Genomic DNA, 19,145 nt, shown 5'->3' with positions numbered 1-19,145 from the left:
CCTGCGGCCGGGCACCGGCACGCACAGGGCACCAGGCTCGGCTCCGTATTCCTCGACGGTGCCGGCGTTCACGTCCCGGACGGGGCATTCCGACTCACCGACGGCGGCCGGGAAGGCTGCGAGGACGGCTCACGGTTGCGGGTCAGTGCCGGATTCCCACCGGCTTCCCCCCGCACGGGCATGATGACGACGCGCCCACTGTACCGGGCCGTAGGGGGCCCGCCCCGTGGGTGCGAGGCGCCTCACACCGCGACGTACGCCACCGGGTCCGTACCCTCGGCCCGCTCCGCCCGCCCCAGCTTCACCAGCCGCCGCACATGGGCCTCGGCCTCGCTGACGGCGATGTTCCGCGACCCGTTCGGGATCTGCTCCCACGGCCGGTTCCACTCCATCCGCTCGGCCAGCTGCCAGGGCGTGAGCGGCGTCGTCAGCAGGTCGAGCAGGCCGGTCAGCCTTTCCTCGTGGTGGTCGAGCAGTTCGCGCACCCGGCCGGCGGCGTCGGCGAAGGCGTGCTGGTGGGCGGGGAGCACCTCGGCGACGCCGAGGCGGCCGATGCGCTCCAGCGAGTCCAGGTAGTCGCCGAGCGGATCGGTGACGGTGGCGTCGTCGGGGTCCTCGTAGAGCCCGATGTGCGGGGTGATGCCGGGCAGCAGGTGGTCGCCGGAGAAGAGCCGGCCGTGGCCGGGCAGTCGCGCGGGATGCTCCTCCTCCAGGTGGAGGCAGACGTGCCCGGGCGTGTGGCCGGGCGTCCAGATCGCCCGCAGCCGGCGTCCGGCCAGGTCGAGCAGCTCGCCGGGGACGATCTCGCGGTCGGGCAGGGCCGAGCGCAGTCCGGGAAGCGTCCGGATCCGGCGGCCCGACCGGGCGGCGAGCAGCGGGGCGGTGTGTTCCTCGGGGGCGCCGACGGCGGCCAGCTTGCGCGCGAGGTAGTCGAGCCAGGCCGCGGGCTCGGAGGCGCGGGTCCGGCGTACGACGTCGGTGTCGGCGGCGTGCATGGCGATCCACGCACCGGACTCCTCGCGGACCTTGCCCGAGAGGCCGTGGTGGTCGGGGTGGTGGTGGGTGATGACGACACCGTGCACCTCGCGCACGGAGGTGCCCAACGCCTCCAGTCCGTCGGAGAGTTCGCTCCACGACGCCGGATCGTCCCAGCCGGTGTCGATCAGGACGGGCCCGCGATCGGTGTCGAGGAGGTGGACGAGGGTGTGCCCGAGAGGGTTGTCCGGAATGGGGACCCGGATCGACCAGACGCCTCCACCGTGCTCGGTCACCTGGGTCATGGGCCCTCATCTCTGCGCGACGCACGGCACTTGCTCGACCAGGGCCACTATAACGAGAACTGACGAGGCGTCAGAGAGGGTGGGGTGAGAGAGGCGCGCGAATTCCCCTGGATCGCCTTCGCGCCGGTCAGGGCGCCGGAGTCGATGCCTGCGGGAAGACCTGGCGATCGTCCGCTTCTCAGCCGGAGGCTGCCCACGCAGGGTGCGCATCCGTGGATCGGTGGGGGAGTGGGGTGATGTGTGGGCGGGTGTGGGGTTGTTTGGCCTAGTGTCGGTGGTCTGGTGCCGGGGTTGCGTCGGGGGTGTGGGTTGGTCGGCGATGGTGGTCGGGTGTTCGTCAGTCATGCGGGGGCGGACCGGGCGTGGGCGGAGTGGGTGGCCTGGCAGTTGGTGGATGCCGGCTATGAGGTGGAGCTGGACTACTGGGACTGGGGCGCGGGTGAGAACTTCGTCCTGAAGATGAATGCCGCGCTGGCCTCGGGGCGGATGCTGGCGGTGTTCTCGGAGGCGTATTTCGATCCGGACCGGTTCACGACCGAGGAGTGGACGGCCGTCCTCGCGGCCAAGCAGAGGCTGATACCGGTGCGGATCGACTCCGCGCCCGCCCCGCCCATCCTGCGCCCGCTGCTCGCGCCTTCGCTGGTGGGGCTGGGCGAGGACGAGGCGCGGACGGTGCTCCTGCAGGCGGTGGGCGGGCCGCGCCGTCCGGACGGCCGGCCCGGATTCCCCGGTGATGCGGGCCGGTTACGGGGGATGGGCGGGTCGGGTCCGCGGTTGCCGGGGAGTCTGCCGCGGGTGTGGAACCTGCCGGGGCGCAACGCCGGGTTCACCGGCCGGGACGACCTGCTGGTGCGGCTGCGGCAGGCACTTGCGTCGGGGTCTCGGGTGGCGGTGCAGGCGTTACGCGGCCGGGGTGGGGTGGGCAAGACGCAGTTGGCGATCGAGTACGGGCACCGGTTCGCCGGGGAGTACGAGCTGGTCTGGTGGGTCCGTTCCGAGGAACCCGCTCTGATTCCGGACCAGTTGGCGCAGCTCGCGGTGAAGACCGGAGCGGCGCAGAGCGACACCTCGCCGGCTGAGGCGTGCGCGGCGCTGGCGGAGGAACTGCGCACCCGGGGGCGATGGCTGCTGGTCTTCGACAATGCCGAGGACCCCGCCGCGCTGGGTCCGTATTTGCCTGGCGGGAATGGGCATGTGCTGATCACTTCCCGTAATCCTCGCTGGCATTCCCAGGCTGTGGCGGTGGAGGTGGACGCCTTCGCCCGCTCGGAGTCGATCGCCCTGCTGCGCTCCCGCGTCCCGGGCCTGAGCGAGGGCGATGCGGGCCGACTGGCCGAGGAGTTGGAGGATTTGCCGCTGGCCCTGGTCCAGGCCGCCGCCCTCCTCGTCGACGGCCTCACCGTCCCCCAGTACCTGACCCTGCTGCGGGAGCGGATCAGCGAGGTCCTGGACGAGGGCTGCCCCGACACCTATCCGGTCTCGCTGGCGGCCCAGATCCGCCTGTCCACCCAGCGCTTGGCCACCACACATCCCGACGCGTTGACTCTGCTGCGGGCTTGCACGCTGCTGGCACCCGAACCCTTCCCCCTGCACACCTGCACGCACCCCGTCACCGACCCGTCGCCGTCGCTGACGGAACTGCTCGGCAACCCACTCGCAGTCCGCACGGCGCTGGGTGCCCTTGCTGCGCAGGGTCTGGCGCGGATCCAGGACGGCACAATCCAGTTGCACCGCCTCACCCAGGCGGTGATCCGCGACCAGCTCGACTCCGCCGACTACGCGGACGCGGCCCGGGCGGCGGAAACCCTCCTGACCACCGCCTACCCCGGTGGAGTATCGGACCCTGCGACCTGGCCCGCCTGGCCCGCCCTGGTGCCCCACCTGCTCGCCCTGGATCCCGGCGACTTCGCCACCGCCGACGGCAGGTTCGCGGCCTGCGAAGCATGTATCTATCTCATAGACCGCGGCAGCGCCCCGATCGCCCTGCCCCGCCTGCAACAGCTGCACGACACCTGGACGCAGCAACTGGGCCCCGACCACCAGCACACCCGGTGGGCCGTCAACTACCTCGCCCGCGCCTACGGCGAAACCCGTAACCTCACGCAGGCCCACGCCCTGGCAGAAGACACTCTGGCCCGACTGCGGCGGGTACTGGGTGAGGACCACCCCGAGACGCTGGGCAGCGCTCACAGCCTCGCCATCCGGCTGACTGCACTAGGGGACCACGAGGCCGCACGTGAACTGGACGAGGACACGCTCGCCCGACGACGACGCGTGCTGGGTGAGGACGATCCCGACACCTTGAGCAGTGCTCACAGCCTCGCCAACAGGCTGGCTGCACTAGGGGACCACGAGGCCGCACGTGAACTGGACGAGGACACGCTCGCCCGACTGCGCCGGGTGCTGGGTGATGACCACCCCAACACCTTGAGCAGCGCCCACAACCTCGCGATCTGGCTGGCCGCGCTGGGGGAGAACGAAGCCGCACGTGTCCTGGGCGAAGACACGTTGACCCGCCGACGCCGGGTGCTGGGTGATGACCACCCCAACACCCTGACCAGCGCTCACAACCTTGCGATCTTGCTGGCCGCGCTGGGGGAGAACGAAGCCGCACACGCCCTTGCCGAGGACACGCTGAACCGCCGACGACGTGTGCTGGGCGAGGACCACCCCGACACCCTGCGCAGCGCCAAGCAGCTTGAAGGGCTGGCGGAAGACGGGTCCGCCTGATCCAGCGCCAAAGATGCGGATGGCCGAATGGTGCGGGTGGGCCCCTGTGATCGGGTTTCTGGATTCACGCCCTGAGGCCGCCGGAGAGGCAGGAGCATGGGTGGGGTTTCCGCGGTGGGTGCGGGGCATGAGCGCGTTGGAGGGGGACGAGGAATGCCGGGGGAAGCGGAGTCGGTGTTCGTCAGCTACGCCGGGGCTGATCGGGCGTGGGCGGAGTGGGTGGCGTGGCAGTTGCGTGAGGCCGGTCATCGTGTGGAGCTGGACGTGTGGGACTGGCGCACCGGTGACAACTTCGTGCAGCGGATGGATCAGGCGCTGCGGCGCGCCACTGCCGTGGTGGCACTGTTCTCCGACAGCTATTTCGATCCTGAGCGTTGGACCCATGAGGAGTGGACCTCCGTCGTCGCGGGCCGGCGCCGGTTCATCCCGCTGACGATCGAACCTCTCAGCGGCGGCGACATCCCCGACATCCTGACTGCGGCGATCCGCAAGGACCTGCACGGTCTGGACGAGCCGGCCGCGATCGCCGCGCTCCGGGACGCCGTCGACGGCCCCACCGGCCCGCTCGCCGCTCCAACGTTCCCGGGCGGTGTAGCGGTCTCCGCCTCCTCAGGGACCGCTTCTGACGGGCGTCCGCGGTTGCCGAGCAGTGCGGGTGTGCCGGGGGTGTGGAACGTGCCAGGTCGCAATCCGCATTTCACCGGCCGCGAGGCGGCGATGACGCAAGTGCGGGAGGGCTTGGTGGGGGGCCGGCAGGCGGTGGTGCATGCCGTGCACGGCCTGGGCGGGATCGGCAAGACCCAGTTCGCTCTGGAGTACGCCCACCGTTTCGCCAGCCAGTACGACATCGTGTGGTGGATCGATGCCGAGCAGGCGGACCAGATCCCGGTGCATTACGCCGAGTTGGCCGCCCGGCTGGGTGTCGCTCGGCCCGAGGCCGGCACCGACCACGTCACCCGCTCCCTGCTCCAGCACTTACGGACCAGGGACCGCTGGCTGATCGTCCTGGACAACGCCGACGACCCGGGTGCCTTCGAGGCGGTGCTGCCCACCGGCCCCGGCCACGTTCTGATCACCTCACGCAACCCCGGCTGGAAGGACATCGTCCCGAGCCACGGCCTGGACGTGTTCCCCCGCGGCGATTCCGTCGCCTACCTGACCAACCGCATCCCCGGCATCGCCGCACAGCAGGCCGACGCACTCGCAGGCGAACTCGGCGACCTGCCCCTGGCCCTGGCCCAGGCCGTCGGCGTCATCACCTCCGGCATGACCCCGGACCGCTACCGCCACCTGCTCACCAGCAAGACCACGGCTCTGATGGGCAACGGTGGCCCGCCTCACTATCCCGCTTCTCTGGCGGCCGCGGTGGCCATCGCCACCACCGGTCTGGCCGAAAGCCACCCCCAGGCCGCCGAACTGCTGCGCCTGGCCGCGTTCCTGGGACCCGACCCCATCCCCACCGCCTGGCTGGAGACCAGCCGCGACCGGCTCGCCACGCTCACCGTCGGCCCCGACGACATCATGTGGCCCCAGACCGCGCTCCAGCCCCTGGCCCGCTCCGGCCTGGCCCGCGTCGACCACGAAACCTTCCAGATCCACCGACTCACCCAGGCCATCGTCCGCGACCACACCGGCGAAGCCGACGCCACCGCGGCAGAGGTCGACGTCACCACCCTTCTGGCCGCCGTTGCGCCGAGCGACGCGGTGGACCCGGTCTTCTGGCCGACGTGGGCCGCTCTGACCTCCCACCTCAACGCCCGCCTGCACGCCGCCGCCCCACACCCTCCACTGCACCAGACACTCATCCGGGCCGCCCGCTATCTCTGCGTGAGCGGGCAGGCACGCGCCGGCCGCGACCTGGCCGCAACTCTCCACGCCATCTGGATCACCACCCTGGGCGAGGAGCACCCCGACACGCTCGGGATCGCGCAGTACCTCGGCCATGCCACTGCTGATCTCGGGAGACATGCCGAGGCGCGCCTCATCATCGAGGACACGCTCGAACGCCGTCGCCGCACCCTGGGCCAGGACCACCCCGACACCCTCACCTCCGCCAACGACCTCTCCGTCACTTTGGACCTTCTCGGGGAGTACGAGGAGGCGCGTCGCTTGCAGGAGGATGCTCTCGAACGTCGGCGTCGTGTGTTGGGGGAGGACCACCCCGACACCCTCCAGTCCGCCAACAACCTTGCCGGTTCCCTGGGCAGTCTCGGGGAGCACGAGGAGTCGCGCCGGTTGAACGAGGACGCCCTCGAACGCCGCCGCCGCGTCGTGGGCGAGGACCACCCCGACACTCTCATCTCCGCCAGCAACCTCTCCGTCACCTTGGACCTTCTCGGGGAGTATGAGGAGTCGCGCCGCATGGACGAGGACACCCTCGAACGCCGCCGCCGCGTCCTGGGCGACGACCACCCCGACACCCTCTCCTCCGCCAACAACCTCGCAAGCGCCATGCACCGGCTGGGGAGGTACGAGGAGGCACACCGCTTGCACGAGGACGCCCTCGAACGCCGTCGCCGCGTCCTGGGCGAGGACCACCCCGACACCTTTACCTCCGCCAACAACCTCGCCAGCGCCTTGTGCCGTCTTCGACAGTTCGCAGCAGCAGAGAAGCTCCTCAGGGACGCTCATGCCCGAAGCCGACGCGTCCTGGGCGAGAACCACCCCGAAACTCAAGAGATCACCGAGAGTCTCGCCCGGGTACTCATCTCCCTGGGCAGACCGTTCGAGGCCCAGAAGTTGCGCGCCTCCGGTGGCAAGGCAGGCCAGCGCCGGAAGCGCAAGAAGCGCCGCTAGAGAGCCGTGTCCGCCGTGCTGACGCAGCTGTGAAGTCTTCGGCCCGAACACCATCCGCTCCCCAGGTCTGAGCGGCACAACGACCTGCGCGGTCGGCTACCTGGGCCCACGCCGACCCCAGGTCCACCCTGCGGGTGTACACGCACCTCGTGCCGAGCAGCGAGAGCCGCACCCGTAACGCCGTTGATGACAGGTACCGGCGGACCGACGGAGCCGCTGACGGCCCAGAGACGGCCCAGAGACGGCCCAAGCGGCATGACACAGGCCCCACCCGCGCCAAACCCGCTGGTGGGAGCCTGTCCTGCGCTGATCCTGTCCTGCGCTGAGCCTGGCCAAGTATAACTAGAACTGGTATCAGTTCTGAAACACAGTCAGAAAACATCGCGGGTTCCGGGAGGCAGTCGGTCATGACCGAGCTTGTGGAGCACGGAAAGCTGTTCATCGGCGGAGCACTGGCCGACCCGCTCGGCGGTGACGTCATCGAGGTCGTCTCGCCCCACACCGAGGAGGTCATCGGCCGGGTGCCGCACGCCTCCGAGGCCGATGTCGACCGGGCCGTCGCCGCCGCGCGCGCGGCCTTCGACCACGGGCCGTGGCCGCGGACGACCCTGGAGGAGCGGATCGAGGTCGTCGGCCACATCAAGGACGCCGTCGCGGTGCGCCACGAGGAGATCGCCCGCTCCATCTCCTCCCAGAACGGCTCCCCGTACTCGTGGAGCGTGCTCGCGCAGGCGCTCGGCGCGATGATGGTGTGGGACGCCGCCATCACCGTCGCGCGCGCCTTCCCGTACGAGGAGCGGCGCGCGGGCGTGCTCGGGCCGCTCCTGGTGCGCCGCGAGCCGGTGGGCGTGGTCGCCGCCGTCGTGCCCTGGAACGTGCCGCAGTTCACGGCCGCGGCGAAGCTCGGCCCCGCGCTGCTCGCCGGCTGCTCGGTGATCCTCAAGCCGTCACCGGAGTCCCCCCTCGACTCGTACATCCTCGCCGAGATCGCGGCCGAGGCCGGACTGCCGGAGGGCGTGCTGTCGATCCTGCCCGCCGACCGCGAGGTCAGCGAGTACCTGGTCGGGCACCCGGGCGTCGACAAGGTCTCCTTCACCGGATCCGTCGCCGCCGGCAAGCGCGTGATGGAGGTGGCCTCGCGCAACCTCACCCGCGTCACGCTGGAGCTCGGCGGCAAGTCCGCGGCCGTCGTCCTGCCGGACGCGGACCTGGCGACCGCCGTCGCCGGGATCGTCCCCGCCGCCTGGATGAACAACGGCCAGGCGTGCGTCGCCCAGACCCGGATCCTGGTGCCGCGCAGCCGGTACGACGAGATCGCCGAGGCGTTCGCGGCGGCGGCCGGCGCACTGGCCGTCGGCGACCCGCTCGACCCGGCCACCCAGGTCGGCCCCCTGGTCGCCCGGCGCCAGCAGCAGCGGTCGCTCGACTACATCAGGCTCGGCCAGGAGGAAGGCGCCAAGGTCCTCACGGGCGGCGGCCGGCCGGCCGGACTGGACCGGGGCTGGTACGTCGAGCCCACCCTCTTCGGCGGTGTCGACAACTCGATGCGCATCGCCCGGGAGGAGATATTCGGTCCGGTCGTCTGTCTCCTGCCCTACGGCGACGAGAGCGAGGCCCTGCGCATCGCGAACGACTCCGACTACGGGCTGAGCGGCAGCGTCTGGACCGGGGACGTGGAGCACGGCATCGACTTCGCCCGCCGGGTGCGCACCGGCACCTTCAACGTCAACACCTTCAGCCTCGACATGCTGGGCCCGTTCGGCGGCTACAAGAACTCCGGCCTGGGGCGGGAGTTCGGTCCCGAGGGGCTCGGCGCGTACCTGGAGCACAAGATGATCCACCTGCCCGCCGGGTACGAGGGGCCCGGTGGCGCGTGATGGGGGACCGCTGGCTCGTGGAGGTCGACCGGGGGGTGTGCATCGGTTCCGGCATGTGCGTCAACCACGCCCCGCACGGCTTCCGGCTGGACACGGCCCGTCAGTCGCACCCCACCGCACCGGAGTCGGACGCGAACGAGGGGGTCCTCGCGGCGGCCGAGGGCTGCCCGGTGGAGGCGATCCTGATCACCCTCCTGGACGGCGGGGAGCCGGTCTTCCCGCCGGAGGAGTAACCGAGGAGTCGTTCCCACGTGCAAAACTTCTGCCTTGATCACGGGGGCAACGGGCCCGCGTGCGCCCAGGATTGGGAGCGTTGTGCGCAAGGCGAAGTGGGTGGCCGCGGCCGCCGGTGTGGTGATGCTGGTCGCGGGCTGCGGCAGCGAGGGCGGTTCGGACAAGGGCGGTTCGTCGTCGGCGGGCTCGACCGCCGGGTCCTCCGGCGGCGGCTCGGAGGCGGGCGGCGGCCTCGACGGCGCCGCGGTCACCAAGGAGATCACGGCGGCGGCCACGGCCGCGGGCTTCACCGAGAAGACCGCGGACGACCCGGTGCCGGCCGAGCTCAAGAACTGCATGGTGTCCTGGCAGGCCGACGCCGACAAGGCGGCCGACCCGAAGAAGTCCTTCGACGCCACCACGGCGGCGCTGGGCGAGGGCGGCTGGAAGGAGGGGCAGAAGGTGGACCAGAGCGGTTCCACCGTCATGTCCCTGACCAAGAGCGACTGGACCGTGAAGGCCAGCCGGCACGGCATGTCCGGCTTCCAGATGGTCCTCTTCGTCGCCACGGACAACGGCGCGGAGTGCGAGGCGCTGTTCAAGGCCGACCTGGAGAAGAACAAGAAGTCCTGAGCCCCGGTCGTCGCGCGGGCGGCGCGCGTCGCCGGCCCGGCCGGCCGGCGGCCGGTCGCTCAGTGCGAGGCCGTGAGCCGTCCGCGGCCCTCCGGGGGCGTGGACGGCTCGGCCGGCGCCGTCAGGTCGATCAGCCGGCAGACGGTCTCGATGTCGATCTTCACCTGTGCGATCGAGGCCCGGCCCGAGAGCCAGGTGATCAGGGCCGAATGCCAGGTGTGCTCGATCACGCGCACCGCGGACAGCTGCTGCGGTGTCGGATGCTCCAGGCCCATCGAGTCCAGGATGATCGCCGTGGTCACCCGGGACACCGTGTCCACCTCCGGGCTGACGCTCCGGTCGGCGAACGTCAGTGCCCGCACCATCGCGTCCGCGAGCTGCGGTTCCCGCTGGAGCGCGCGGAACGCCCGCATCAGGGTCTCCGCCACCCGCTCCGCCGCCGTCGTGCCCGCCGGGGGCCGCTTCCGCAGGGTGGCGTGCATGTGCTGGAGCTGGTCCTGCATCGTCGCGACCAGCAGATGGATCTTGGAGGGGAAATAGCGGTACAGCGTCCCCAGCGCCACCCCGGCCGCCTCGGCGACCTCACGCATCTGTACGGCCTCGAAGCCGCCCCGCCCGGCCAGCTGCGCGCTGGCGTGCAGGATGCGGCGACGGCGCGCCTCCTGGCGCTCTGTCAGGGGCGGCGAGTCGGGTCTGTCTTCCGCGGTCATGGGTCCCGTTCCGTGCGGTGAGGGAGCGACAGTATGGCGCGCTGCCCGCCGTGGCGCGAATCACCTGATCCGGCTCTTACGGCGGAGCTACCTGCCGGTAGATTCAGTGCTCCTTGAAGGATCAAGAACGATCAAGTCTGTAACTTGTTCTAGATTAGCGCGAGCGGTTACGCTCCCGCGAAACGCAAGCTCGAAGGGGGCAGCGAGTGACCGCTGAGGCCATAGAAGCAGGCCCCCGCCAGGGCGTCACCATCGACGGTGACCGTCCGTTGCGGATCGCTCTCCTGACGTACAAGGGGAACCCGTTCTGCGGCGGCCAAGGGGTCTACGTACGGCACCTCTCCCGCGAACTGGCCCGCCTCGGGCACAGCGTCGAGGTCATCGGCTCCCAGCCCTACCCGACCCTGGACGAAGGCGTTCCGCTCACCGAGCTGGCCAGCCTCGACCTCTACCGGTCGCCGGACCCGTTCCGCACGCCCCAGCGCGACGAGTACCGCGACTGGATCGACGCGCTCGAGGTCGCCACCATGTGGACCGGAGGCTTCCCCGAGCCGCTCACCTTCTCGCTGCGCGCCCGGCGCATGCTCGCCGCCCGCCGCGGCGACTTCGACGTCGTGCACGACAACCAGACGCTCGGCTACGGACTCCTCGGCGGCCCCGGCGCGATCGGCGCCCCGCTGGTCACCACCATCCACCACCCCATCACCGTCGACCGGCAGCTCGAACTCGACGCCGCCGCCGACTGGAAGCGCCGCGCCTCCGTCCGCCGCTGGTACGCCTTCACCCGGATGCAGAAGCGGGTCGCCCGCCGGCTGCCTTCCGTGCTGACCGTGTCCGGCACCTCACGCCAGGAGATCGTCGACCACCTCGGCGTACGGGACACCCGCATCCGCGTCGTCCACATCGGCGCCGACACCGACCTGTGGTCGCCCGACCCCTCCGTCGCCGAGGTCCCGGGCCGGATCGTCACCACCTCCAGCGCCGACGTCCCCCTCAAGGGCCTGATCCACCTGATCGAGGGCCTCGCCAAGCTGCGCACCGAGAACCCGGCCGCCCACCTCGTCGTCGTCGGCAAGCGCGCCGAGGACGGCCCGGTCGCCCAGGCCATCGAGCGCTACGGACTCCAGGACGCCGTCGAGTTCGTCAAGGGGATCTCCGACGCCGAGCTCGTGGACCTCGTGCGCTCCGCCCAGGTCTCCTGCGTGCCCTCCCTGTACGAGGGGTTCTCCCTGCCCGCCGCCGAGGCCATGGCGACCGGCACCCCCCTCGTCGCCACCACCGGCGGCGCGATCCCCGAGGTCGCGGGCCCCGACGGCGAGACCTGCCTCGCGGTGCCCCCCGGCGACGCGGGCGCGCTCGCCGCCGCCCTCGGCCGGACGCTCGACGACGCCGAGCTCCGCGCCCGCCTGGGCGCCGCCGGCCGGGCGAGAGTCCTGGCGAACTTCACCTGGGCCCGGGCCGCCCAGGGCACGGCGGACCTCTACCGCGAGGCGATCGCCCGCCAGGGAGCGCGCCGGTGACCGCCCGCGGACACCGCGCCGCGCCGAACCACCACCCCCACTCCCGCCCCGCGGGATCCCCCCTGTCCCGCACCGCGGGTACGACTCCGGGCCGCCCCGCGGCCCCCGGCCATCCGGAAGGGCAGACCTCGTGCTGACCGTCGACTTCACCCGCTTCCCGCTCGCCCCCGGCGACCGCGTGCTCGACCTGGGCTGCGGTGCGGGCCGGCACGCCTTCGAGTGCTACCGGCGCGGCGCCCAGGTCGTGGCCCTCGACCAGAACGGCGACGAGATCCGCGAGGTCGCCAAGTGGTTCGCGGCGATGAAGGAGGCCGGCGAGGCCCCGGCGGGCGCCACCGCGACCGCCATGGAGGGCGACGCGCTCAACCTGCCCTTCCCCGACGACTCCTTCGACGTCGTGATCATCTCCGAGGTCATGGAGCACATCCCGGACGACAAGGGCGTCCTCGCCGAGATGGTCCGGGTGCTCCGCCCCGGCGGCCGGATCGCGATCACCGTCCCGCGCTACGGGCCCGAGAAGGTCTGCTGGGCGCTCTCCGACGAGTACCACGAGGTCGAGGGCGGCCACATCCGCATCTACAAGGCCGACGAACTCCTCGGCAAGATCCGCCAGGCCGGCCTGCGGCCCTACGGCAGCCACCACGCCCACGCGCTGCACGCTCCCTACTGGTGGCTCAAGTGCGCCTTCGGCGTGGACAACGACAAGGCGCTGCCGGTCCGGGCGTACCACAAGCTCCTGGTCTGGGACATCATGAAGAAGCCCGCCGTGACCCGGGTCGCCGAGCAGCTGCTCAACCCGGTGGTCGGCAAGAGCTTCGTGGTCTACGCGACCAAGCCCCACCTGCCCTCCACCGGCTCCGACGCCGCCGGGGCCGGCGCGTGACGAGTCCCGAGCGGATCGCGGAACACCTGCTCCTGCCCGGTGTCCTGACCGCCGAGCAGGCCGCCGAGACCGTCGCCGGCATCCTCGCCGGCCAGCGCGCGGACGGCGCCATACCGTGGTTCCGCGGCCACCACCTCGACCCCTGGGACCACACCGAGGCCGCGATGGCCCTCGACGCGGCCGGCGAACACGCCGCCGCGGCCCGGGCGTACGACTGGCTGGCCCGGCACCAGAACGGGGACGGCTCCTGGTACGCGGCGTACCACGACGGCGAGCACGACCGGGTCACCGACCACAGTCGCGAGAGCAACTTCGTCGCCTACGTCGCCGTCGGCGTCTGGCACCACTACCTGGCGACCGGCGACGACGCCTTCCTCGACCGGATGTGGCCCGTCGTCTACGCCGCCGTCGAGTTCGTGCTGGCGCTCCAGCAGCCGGGCGGCGAGATCGGCTGGAAGCGCGAGGCCGACGGGACGCCGGTCGACGACGCCCTGCTGACCGGCAGTTCGTCCATCCACCAGGCGCTCTGCTGCGCCCTCGCCATCGCCGAGACGCGCGAGGAACCGCAGCCCGACTGGGAGCTCGCGGCCGGCGCCCTCGGACACGCGATCCGCCGTCACCCCGAGCGCTTCCTCGACAAGTCCCGCTACTCCATGGACTGGTACTACCCGGTCCTCGGCGGCGCGCTCACCGGGCCGGCGGCGAAGGCCCGCATCGACGCGCACTGGGACGACTTCGTGGTGCCCGGACTCGGCGTCCGCTGCGTGCTGCCCAACCCCTGGGTGACGGGCGGCGAGAGCTGCGAACTCGCCCTCGCCCTCTGGGCGACGGGGGAGTCGGACCGGGCTCTGGAGATCCTTCAGTCCATCCAGCACCTGCGGGCCGAGGGCGGCATGTACTGGACGGGATACGTCTTCGAGGGCGACGCGGCCGTGTGGCCCGAGGAACTCACCACCTGGACCGCCGGATCGCTGCTGCTCGCCGTCGCGGCACTCGGCGGCGACGAGGCGACGGTGGCGGTGTTCGGCGGCGAAAGGCTGCCGAAGGGGCTGGATCCCGACTGCTGTTGACCATTTTGGAACAGTGTCCCCCAAACGGTAAAGCCACGGCAAAGTGGTCCCCTCCCCGGTTTTACGATGTCCGCGTTCATGGCTGGCATGAACATGCGTGACAGATGCGGGAGAGCAGGACCAGGTGGACGGTGTGGGGACTGTCAGTGGTAGATCCGGAGCCGCGGCCGAGGAGCTGGCGAGCGAACTGCTCGCCCTGAAGAAGGCGTCGGGACTGAGCTTCGCCCAGCTCAGCAAGAAGACCCATTACGCGAAGTCGTCGTGGGAACGATGGGTGAACGGCAAGCAGTTCCCGCCGCGTGACGCGGTCGAGAGCCTGGCCCGGCTGTGCGAGACGCCGCCGGCGCGACTCCTCGACGTGTGGGACCGGGCCGACGGGGAGCGGGAATCCGCCGCCACCGGGCGGGAGTCCGAACTCCCGGAGTCCGACGGGAGCGCCGGTACGGCGGAGGCGGGCGCCGCCGCCGACGTCGTGCCGCAGCCGGCCGTCGCGGGTGTGGATGCCGCCCCCGAGGGCGGTGCCGAGGCCGCCCCGGCGCGGCGCGGACGCCGCGGGCTGTGGATGTCGGCCGTCGCCGGTCTGGTCCTGGTGGCGGGCGCTGCCGCCGCCTACGCCGGCGTCGGCACCGGCGGCGAGGAGCCGGCCGCCCGGCCCACCGTCAAGATCGCCGGCCCCGCGACGGGCTGCGAGGGGACCGGGTGCGAGGGCAAGGACCCGAAGAAGATGAACTGCGGCGCCGACGCCGTCACCGTGCGCACCGGCTCCATCCCCAAGGACCTGGTGATGGAGCTGCGGTACAGCAAGGCCTGCCAGGCGGCCTGGGGCCGCATCACCTTCGCCGAGGTCGGCGCCACCGTCGTCGTCAACAACTCGGACGGCGCCGCCGCGGCCGACGTCGTGCACTACGACCGGGACGTCTACACACCCCTGATCGCGGCGCCGGAGTCGGGCTCGACCTGGGTCTGCGCCTCACTGCCCAAGGGCAAGCAGAGCTGCACCGGCTACTTCGTGCCCAGCCAGGAGCGCTGACCCGGGCTCAGACGGACGTGGGGCAGCCGTACGTGATGTTGATCGCGACGACGCCCGAGCCCAGGCCGAAGCTCTGTCCCGGACGCAGCTGGTCGATGAAGCCGCTGGAGAACTTCAGCCAGGCGCAGTCCTCGTTCCGCGCGTTGGTGACCCAGCGCGCGGTACGCGTCTTGGCGCTGGTGGTCTGCCAGCCCGTGTCCTTGTACATCGTCAGGATGGTGCCGTTGCCGTCCTGGAAGCAGACGTAGGGCCAGGGACACGAGGCCGCGGCGGCGGGGCTCGCGGTGGCGCCGCTCAGGCACGTCGCGGCCAGCAGGCCGGCGAGGGCGACGGACGCGGACTTCAAGCGGTTCTTCCGGTTCTTCATGGACTCACCTGGAGAGGACGGGCGTGGAAGCCGGCCCGGAGGAAGCGCCGGGCCGGCACGCGGCACGCGAGGAAGACGGACAACCCGACGCACCCCCGTGTCGTCGGGTCGTTCGGGACGGAAGACTGCCACCCCTCCCGCTGCCGGGTCTTGGACAAAAACGAACAGCGGGCGACGTCCCGTCGGCCCGGGTCCCGCGGGCGTCCCGCCCGCCGGTTCAGCCCGTCCGTCCGCCCGCCCGTCCCCGCCCGCCGGTTCAGCCCGTCCGCCCGCCCGTCCCCGCCCGCCGGTCAGCCGGCCAGCCAGGGACTCGCCGCGGCACGAGCCGCCAGGAACCGGCCCGGCGGCATGCCCGTCATGGCCTTGAACTCGCGGCTGAGGTGGGACTGGTCGTAGAAGCCGCAGCCGAGCGCGGCGTCGACGGCGGAGCTCCCCGCCGTCAACAGCCGGATCGCTCGGTTGAGCCGCAGGATGCGGGCCAGACGCTTCGGCGGCAGCCCGATCTGCTCGCGGAATCGACTCTCCAGATGGCGCAGGCTCCACCCCGTCCGAGCCGCCAACTCCGCCATGGGCACCGCCCCCGACGTCCGGCTCAGCAACTGCCAGGCCCCCAGCACCGCCGGCGACGGCTCGCGGGACGGCGCGGCCTCGGCCGCCCAGCGCAGCAGCGTCTCGTCGAGCACGGCGAACCGTCCGCGCCAGTCGGGAGCGGCCTCCAGCGCGCCGGCGAGATCCCGGGCCCGGCGGCCCAGCACGTCGACCGGATCCGTGACCGTGTCCGCGAGCTCGCCCAGGGAAGTGCCGAACAGGCGGTACGCCGCCCAGGGCGCGAGGGTCAGCTCCACCCCGTGCAGGTCCCCCTGATGACCCAGTACCCGCGCACGGGTGTGCAACCCCGACACCACCGACGTGTGCACCGGGGCGCGGGCCCCGGACTCCCGCCGGACTCCCGCCCGCCCGAGCCGCATCTCGCTGCCGAACCCGATGAGCAGCGACACCCGGCCGCTCGGCACCACCAGCCGCTCCTGTGCCAGACCGGCCGTCGACCGGAAGCCCCTGTACACCCCGATGCCCGGCCGGAGCCGCGCGTCCGGCCGCGCGTAGAACCACTGGCATCTTCCGCCCGCCTCGCAGACACGGCGCCTCACCATGAACGAAATCCCCCCAGGATCCGGAACGGTCCCGGACCGTCCCGATCACTCTCGGATCACCCGGTCGGGCAGGACCAGAGGCGGCGCCGTCCCAGGGATGGAGTGGGACGTCCCACGGCCCTGACCTGCTGTGATGCCGTGAACGAGGGACATGCCGGCGACCGGTGGAGCCGAGAGCGGAGTCCCCCGGGTGGCGGAGCGCGCGCGGCGGGGCGAGGCTGACGCGGAAGCCAGCAGGGAGGTCTGCCGTGTCCCGTAGCGCCGTGCCCGCCCACCCGATACGCCGCGCCGTCGTGGCGCTGCTGCTGTCCTGCGCCCTGCTCGTGACGGCCACCGCCTGCGGCGGTGACGACGAGCCCTCCGCGAGCGGCAGCGCGAGCCCGACGGGCACCGTCGAGCAGCAGAAGCTCGCCAAGACCCGTTTCGTGGCGAACGCGGGCCTGGCGGCCGGGGCCACCTACCAGTGGATCATCAAGCCGTACCGCGAAGGCAGGTTCAGGAAGGGCGCGGACGGCCAGAAGTTCGCCCTCGTCAAGGCCGGACTCGCGGGCGCCTTCGCCTACAACCGGCTCAAGGCGGCGGTGAACAACGCCAAGGGCGACGAGCTGCTCTCCAAGGCGGTGGCACCGCTGACCGCCGGCATCGAGTCGCTGAAGGACCTGGGCACCAAGCTCCGCAAGGGCGAGGCGAGCGAGGCCGACGTCGGCGCCTTCGAGAACGTCATCAACAGCGTGAAGGACGCGGGCAGGAGCGCGGGCGCCGAGGTCACCGACCAGGTCCCGAGCACCTCCCAGCTGGGCGGTTAAGGCGTGTCCCGGGAACCGAGGCCGTTCAGCTCCGCGAGGACCCGCAGGGTCGCCGGGTCCGGCGCCGTCACCAGCAGGTCGGTGACCGGACCCTTGCGCCAGAGCTCAAGCCGTTCGGCGATCCTCTCCTTCGGCCCGACGAGCGAGATCTCGTCCGCGAAGGCGTCCGGCACGGCGAGCACGGCCTCCTCGCGCCGCCCGGCCGCGAACAGCTCCTGGATGCGCCGGGCCTCGGCCTCGTACCCCATCCGCCCCATCAGGTCGGCGTGGAAGTTGCGGGCCGCGTGCCCCATGCCGCCGATGTAGAAGCCGAGCATCGCCTTGACCGGCAGCAGCCCCTCGGCGAGGTCGTCGCAGACCCGGGCGCGGACCAGGGGAGCGACCAGGAAACCCTCGGGCAGAGTCGCGGGCAGGTCGTACACCTGCGCGTACCGGGTCGGCGACCAGTAGAGCGGCAGCCAGCCGTCCGCGAGGGTGAGGGTCTGGGCGATGTTCTTCGGCCCCTCGGCGCCGAGCAGGACGGGCAGGTCCGCCCGGAGCGGGTGGGTGATCGGCTTGAGCGCCTTCCCCAGCCCGGTGCCGTCCGCCCCCGCGTAGGGGTGCGAGTGGAAGCGCCCGTCCAGCGCGACAGGCCCCTCGCGGCGCAGCACCTGGCGGACGACGTCCACGTACTCGCGGGTCGCGGTGAGCGGGCTGCGCGGGAAGGGGCGGCCGTACCAGCCCTCGACGACCTGCGGTCCGGAGAGCCCCAGGCCGAGCATCATCCGCCCGCCGGAGAGATGGTCGAGGGTGAGCGCGTGCATGGCGGTGGCGGTCGGGGTCCGGGCCGCCATCTGCGCGACGGCGGTGCCGAGCCGGATCCGGCTGGTGTGCGCGGCGATCCAGGTCAGCGCGGTGAACGCGTCGGACCCCCAGGCCTCGGCCGTCCACACGGAGTCGTAGCCGAGTCCCTCGGCCTCCCGGGCGAGCGCGAGGTGGTCGGGGGAGGGGCCGCGTCCCCAGTAGCCGAGGGCGAGTCCGAGACGCATGGCCCCCACCAACCTTTCTGACGGAGCGTCAGTTCATGGATGGGGGGACTGTACGGCAACGGCCCCGCCCCCGGAAGGGATTCCGGGGGCGGGGCCGTCGGGCGGTACTGCCGCCGATGCGTCCGGTCAGCCGCGCTGGATGCCGGTCGTGTCCTGCAGGACACCGCGCCGGCCGTCCTGGGTCTGGGCGATCAGGCCGGGACCACGCTGCTCGACCGCCAGGTACCAGGTACCGGGGGCCAGTTCGGCGATGGGCGACGGCGAGCCGTCCTCCCCGTACAGCGGACGGGCGACCGGTACCGCGAACCAGAAGGGCGAGAAGTCCCCCGAACCCTGCGGGGCCTGGGCCTGCGGGGCCTGGGCGGCGGCCGGCGGCTGCTGGCCCTGGGCACCGAAGGGGGAACCGTGCGGCTGGCCCTGCTGCGGGTCGGGCTGCCCCGGGTACGGCTGCTGCTGGGCGCCCGGGTAGCCGTAGCCGTTCGGGACGCCGGGCTGACCCGGCTGCACGCCGTACGGCTGCTGCGCCTGCGGAGAAGGAGCGCTCATCAGCGGGGCCTTCAGGGCCGGCACCAGCGGACCGGCGACCGCCGCACCCGCGAGGACCAGAGCGGCGATCAGGCCGAGGATGAGGCCGGCGCCGGCGTTCTCCGACTCGAAGACCCACATGAGCAGCGTCCAGGCGGAGGCGATGCCGAACGCGGCACCGACCTGGCCGAGCTCCAGGCCGGCCACCTTGCGCTGCTGCGGCAGGCCGTGCGAGACGACGACCAGCGCGGCACCGGCGATGCCGAGGAAGAACGAGCCCCAGCCCAGCGGCGAGATCTCCCAGGAGTTGGGGATGTCGATGGAGTCGCAGATCGACGCGCTGGCTTCACAGCTCGAAGTGCCGAGGAACGAGGCGATGAACAGCACCACCGCTGCACCGATCAGCACGCCATCGCCTCGAGTGAGGGAGCGGATATTCACGTAAGAGTCCTTCGTCGGGTCGTCTCGTCGGGGTGGCGCGAAGCACGGGGGCGGCCCCATCGTACGGAGCGAATCTATCGCTCGC

At 71.8% G+C, this 19,145-nt stretch carries 16 protein-coding genes and 1 riboswitch; of the genes, 10 read left to right on the top strand and 6 right to left on the bottom strand.

Annotation, left to right across the window (positions count from 1 at the left end):
• Positions 1-82: 82 nt before the first annotated feature.
• Positions 83-170, bottom strand: a riboswitch (cobalamin riboswitch).
• A 72-nt stretch (positions 171-242) separates the two neighbouring features.
• Entirely contained in the window at positions 243-1,280 is a 1,038-nt protein-coding gene (locus tag ACGFZF_RS02760) for an MBL fold metallo-hydrolase (RefSeq protein ID WP_393550713.1), read from the bottom strand.
• Positions 1,281-1,610: 330 nt separating this feature from the next.
• Between ACGFZF_RS02760 and fxsT (ACGFZF_RS02755) the strand changes: the two genes are divergently transcribed.
• From fxsT (ACGFZF_RS02755) to ACGFZF_RS02735, 5 genes are all read left to right on the top strand, one after another.
• Positions 1,611-4,010 carry an FxSxx-COOH system tetratricopeptide repeat protein gene (gene fxsT / locus ACGFZF_RS02755; protein ID WP_393550712.1) on the top strand — a complete coding sequence of 800 codons (2,400 nt, stop codon included), beginning with the start codon at positions 1,611-1,613 and terminating at the stop codon, positions 4,008-4,010.
• 153 nt (positions 4,011-4,163) lie between these two features.
• Entirely contained in the window at positions 4,164-6,806 is a 2,643-nt protein-coding gene (fxsT, locus tag ACGFZF_RS02750; protein ID WP_393550711.1) for an FxSxx-COOH system tetratricopeptide repeat protein, read from the top strand.
• A gap of 407 nt (positions 6,807-7,213) precedes the next feature.
• Entirely contained in the window at positions 7,214-8,683 is a 1,470-nt protein-coding gene (locus tag ACGFZF_RS02745; RefSeq protein WP_393550710.1) for an aldehyde dehydrogenase, read from the top strand.
• On the top strand, positions 8,683-8,916 hold the full coding sequence (locus tag ACGFZF_RS02740) for a ferredoxin (protein WP_147977806.1): 234 nt from the start codon (positions 8,683-8,685) through the stop codon (positions 8,914-8,916). The genes ACGFZF_RS02745 and ACGFZF_RS02740 overlap by 1 nt, the downstream gene beginning before the upstream one ends.
• 82 nt (positions 8,917-8,998) lie before the next feature.
• Entirely contained in the window at positions 8,999-9,529 is a 531-nt protein-coding gene (locus ACGFZF_RS02735; protein WP_393550709.1) for a hypothetical protein, read from the top strand.
• A 59-nt stretch (positions 9,530-9,588) separates the two neighbouring features.
• Here ACGFZF_RS02735 and ACGFZF_RS02730 read toward each other — a convergent pair whose 3' ends face one another.
• Positions 9,589-10,239, bottom strand: a complete 651-nt coding sequence (locus ACGFZF_RS02730) for a TetR family transcriptional regulator (protein WP_393550708.1) — start codon at positions 10,237-10,239, stop codon at positions 9,589-9,591.
• Between the two features lie 206 nt (positions 10,240-10,445).
• Between ACGFZF_RS02730 and ACGFZF_RS02725 the strand changes: the two genes are divergently transcribed.
• The 4 genes from ACGFZF_RS02725 (at position 10,446) to ACGFZF_RS02710 (ending at position 14,742) form a co-directional block, all read left to right on the top strand.
• Entirely contained in the window at positions 10,446-11,759 is a 1,314-nt protein-coding gene (locus ACGFZF_RS02725) for a glycosyltransferase family 4 protein (RefSeq protein WP_393550707.1), read from the top strand.
• Between the two features lie 130 nt (positions 11,760-11,889).
• Positions 11,890-12,642: a class I SAM-dependent methyltransferase gene (locus ACGFZF_RS02720; protein ID WP_393550706.1), complete on the top strand. Its 753-nt coding sequence runs from the start codon at positions 11,890-11,892 to the stop codon at positions 12,640-12,642.
• Positions 12,639-13,712 carry a prenyltransferase gene (locus ACGFZF_RS02715; protein ID WP_393550705.1) on the top strand — a complete coding sequence of 358 codons (1,074 nt, stop codon included), beginning with the start codon at positions 12,639-12,641 and terminating at the stop codon, positions 13,710-13,712. Before ACGFZF_RS02720 ends, ACGFZF_RS02715 begins: the two co-directional genes overlap by 4 nt.
• 133 nt (positions 13,713-13,845) lie before the next feature.
• Positions 13,846-14,742: a DUF2690 domain-containing protein gene (locus ACGFZF_RS02710; RefSeq protein ID WP_393550704.1), complete on the top strand. Its 897-nt coding sequence runs from the start codon at positions 13,846-13,848 to the stop codon at positions 14,740-14,742.
• Positions 14,743-14,749: 7 nt separating this feature from the next.
• On the opposite strand, the gene ACGFZF_RS02705 is transcribed toward ACGFZF_RS02710, so the two are convergent.
• Positions 14,750-15,109, bottom strand: coding sequence for a hypothetical protein (locus tag ACGFZF_RS02705; RefSeq protein ID WP_393550703.1), 360 nt, complete (start codon positions 15,107-15,109; stop codon positions 14,750-14,752).
• 290 nt (positions 15,110-15,399) lie between these two features.
• On the bottom strand, positions 15,400-16,260 hold the full coding sequence (locus ACGFZF_RS02700) for a helix-turn-helix domain-containing protein (RefSeq protein WP_393550702.1): 861 nt from the start codon (positions 16,258-16,260) through the stop codon (positions 15,400-15,402).
• 248 nt (positions 16,261-16,508) lie between these two features.
• On the opposite strand from ACGFZF_RS02700, the gene ACGFZF_RS02695 reads away from it, so the two are divergent.
• Positions 16,509-17,066, top strand: coding sequence for a hypothetical protein (locus ACGFZF_RS02695; protein WP_393550701.1), 558 nt, complete (start codon positions 16,509-16,511; stop codon positions 17,064-17,066).
• Here ACGFZF_RS02695 and ACGFZF_RS02690 read toward each other — a convergent pair.
• Complete coding sequence (locus ACGFZF_RS02690; protein WP_393550700.1) at positions 17,063-18,094, bottom strand: LLM class F420-dependent oxidoreductase; 1,032 nt, start codon at positions 18,092-18,094, stop codon at positions 17,063-17,065. The genes ACGFZF_RS02695 and ACGFZF_RS02690 overlap by 4 nt on opposite strands.
• 126 nt (positions 18,095-18,220) lie before the next feature.
• Positions 18,221-19,060 (bottom strand): hypothetical protein, encoded by an 840-nt coding sequence (locus ACGFZF_RS02685; protein ID WP_393550699.1) that lies wholly within the window; start codon positions 19,058-19,060, stop codon positions 18,221-18,223.
• Positions 19,061-19,145 lie beyond the last annotated feature (85 nt).

It is taken from the genome of Streptomyces sp. NPDC048338 (assembly GCF_043201055.1).
In the GTDB taxonomy this organism is placed as follows: domain Bacteria; phylum Actinomycetota; class Actinomycetes; order Streptomycetales; family Streptomycetaceae; genus Streptomyces.
This window is presented reverse-complemented; position numbering and strand designations above follow the sequence as displayed.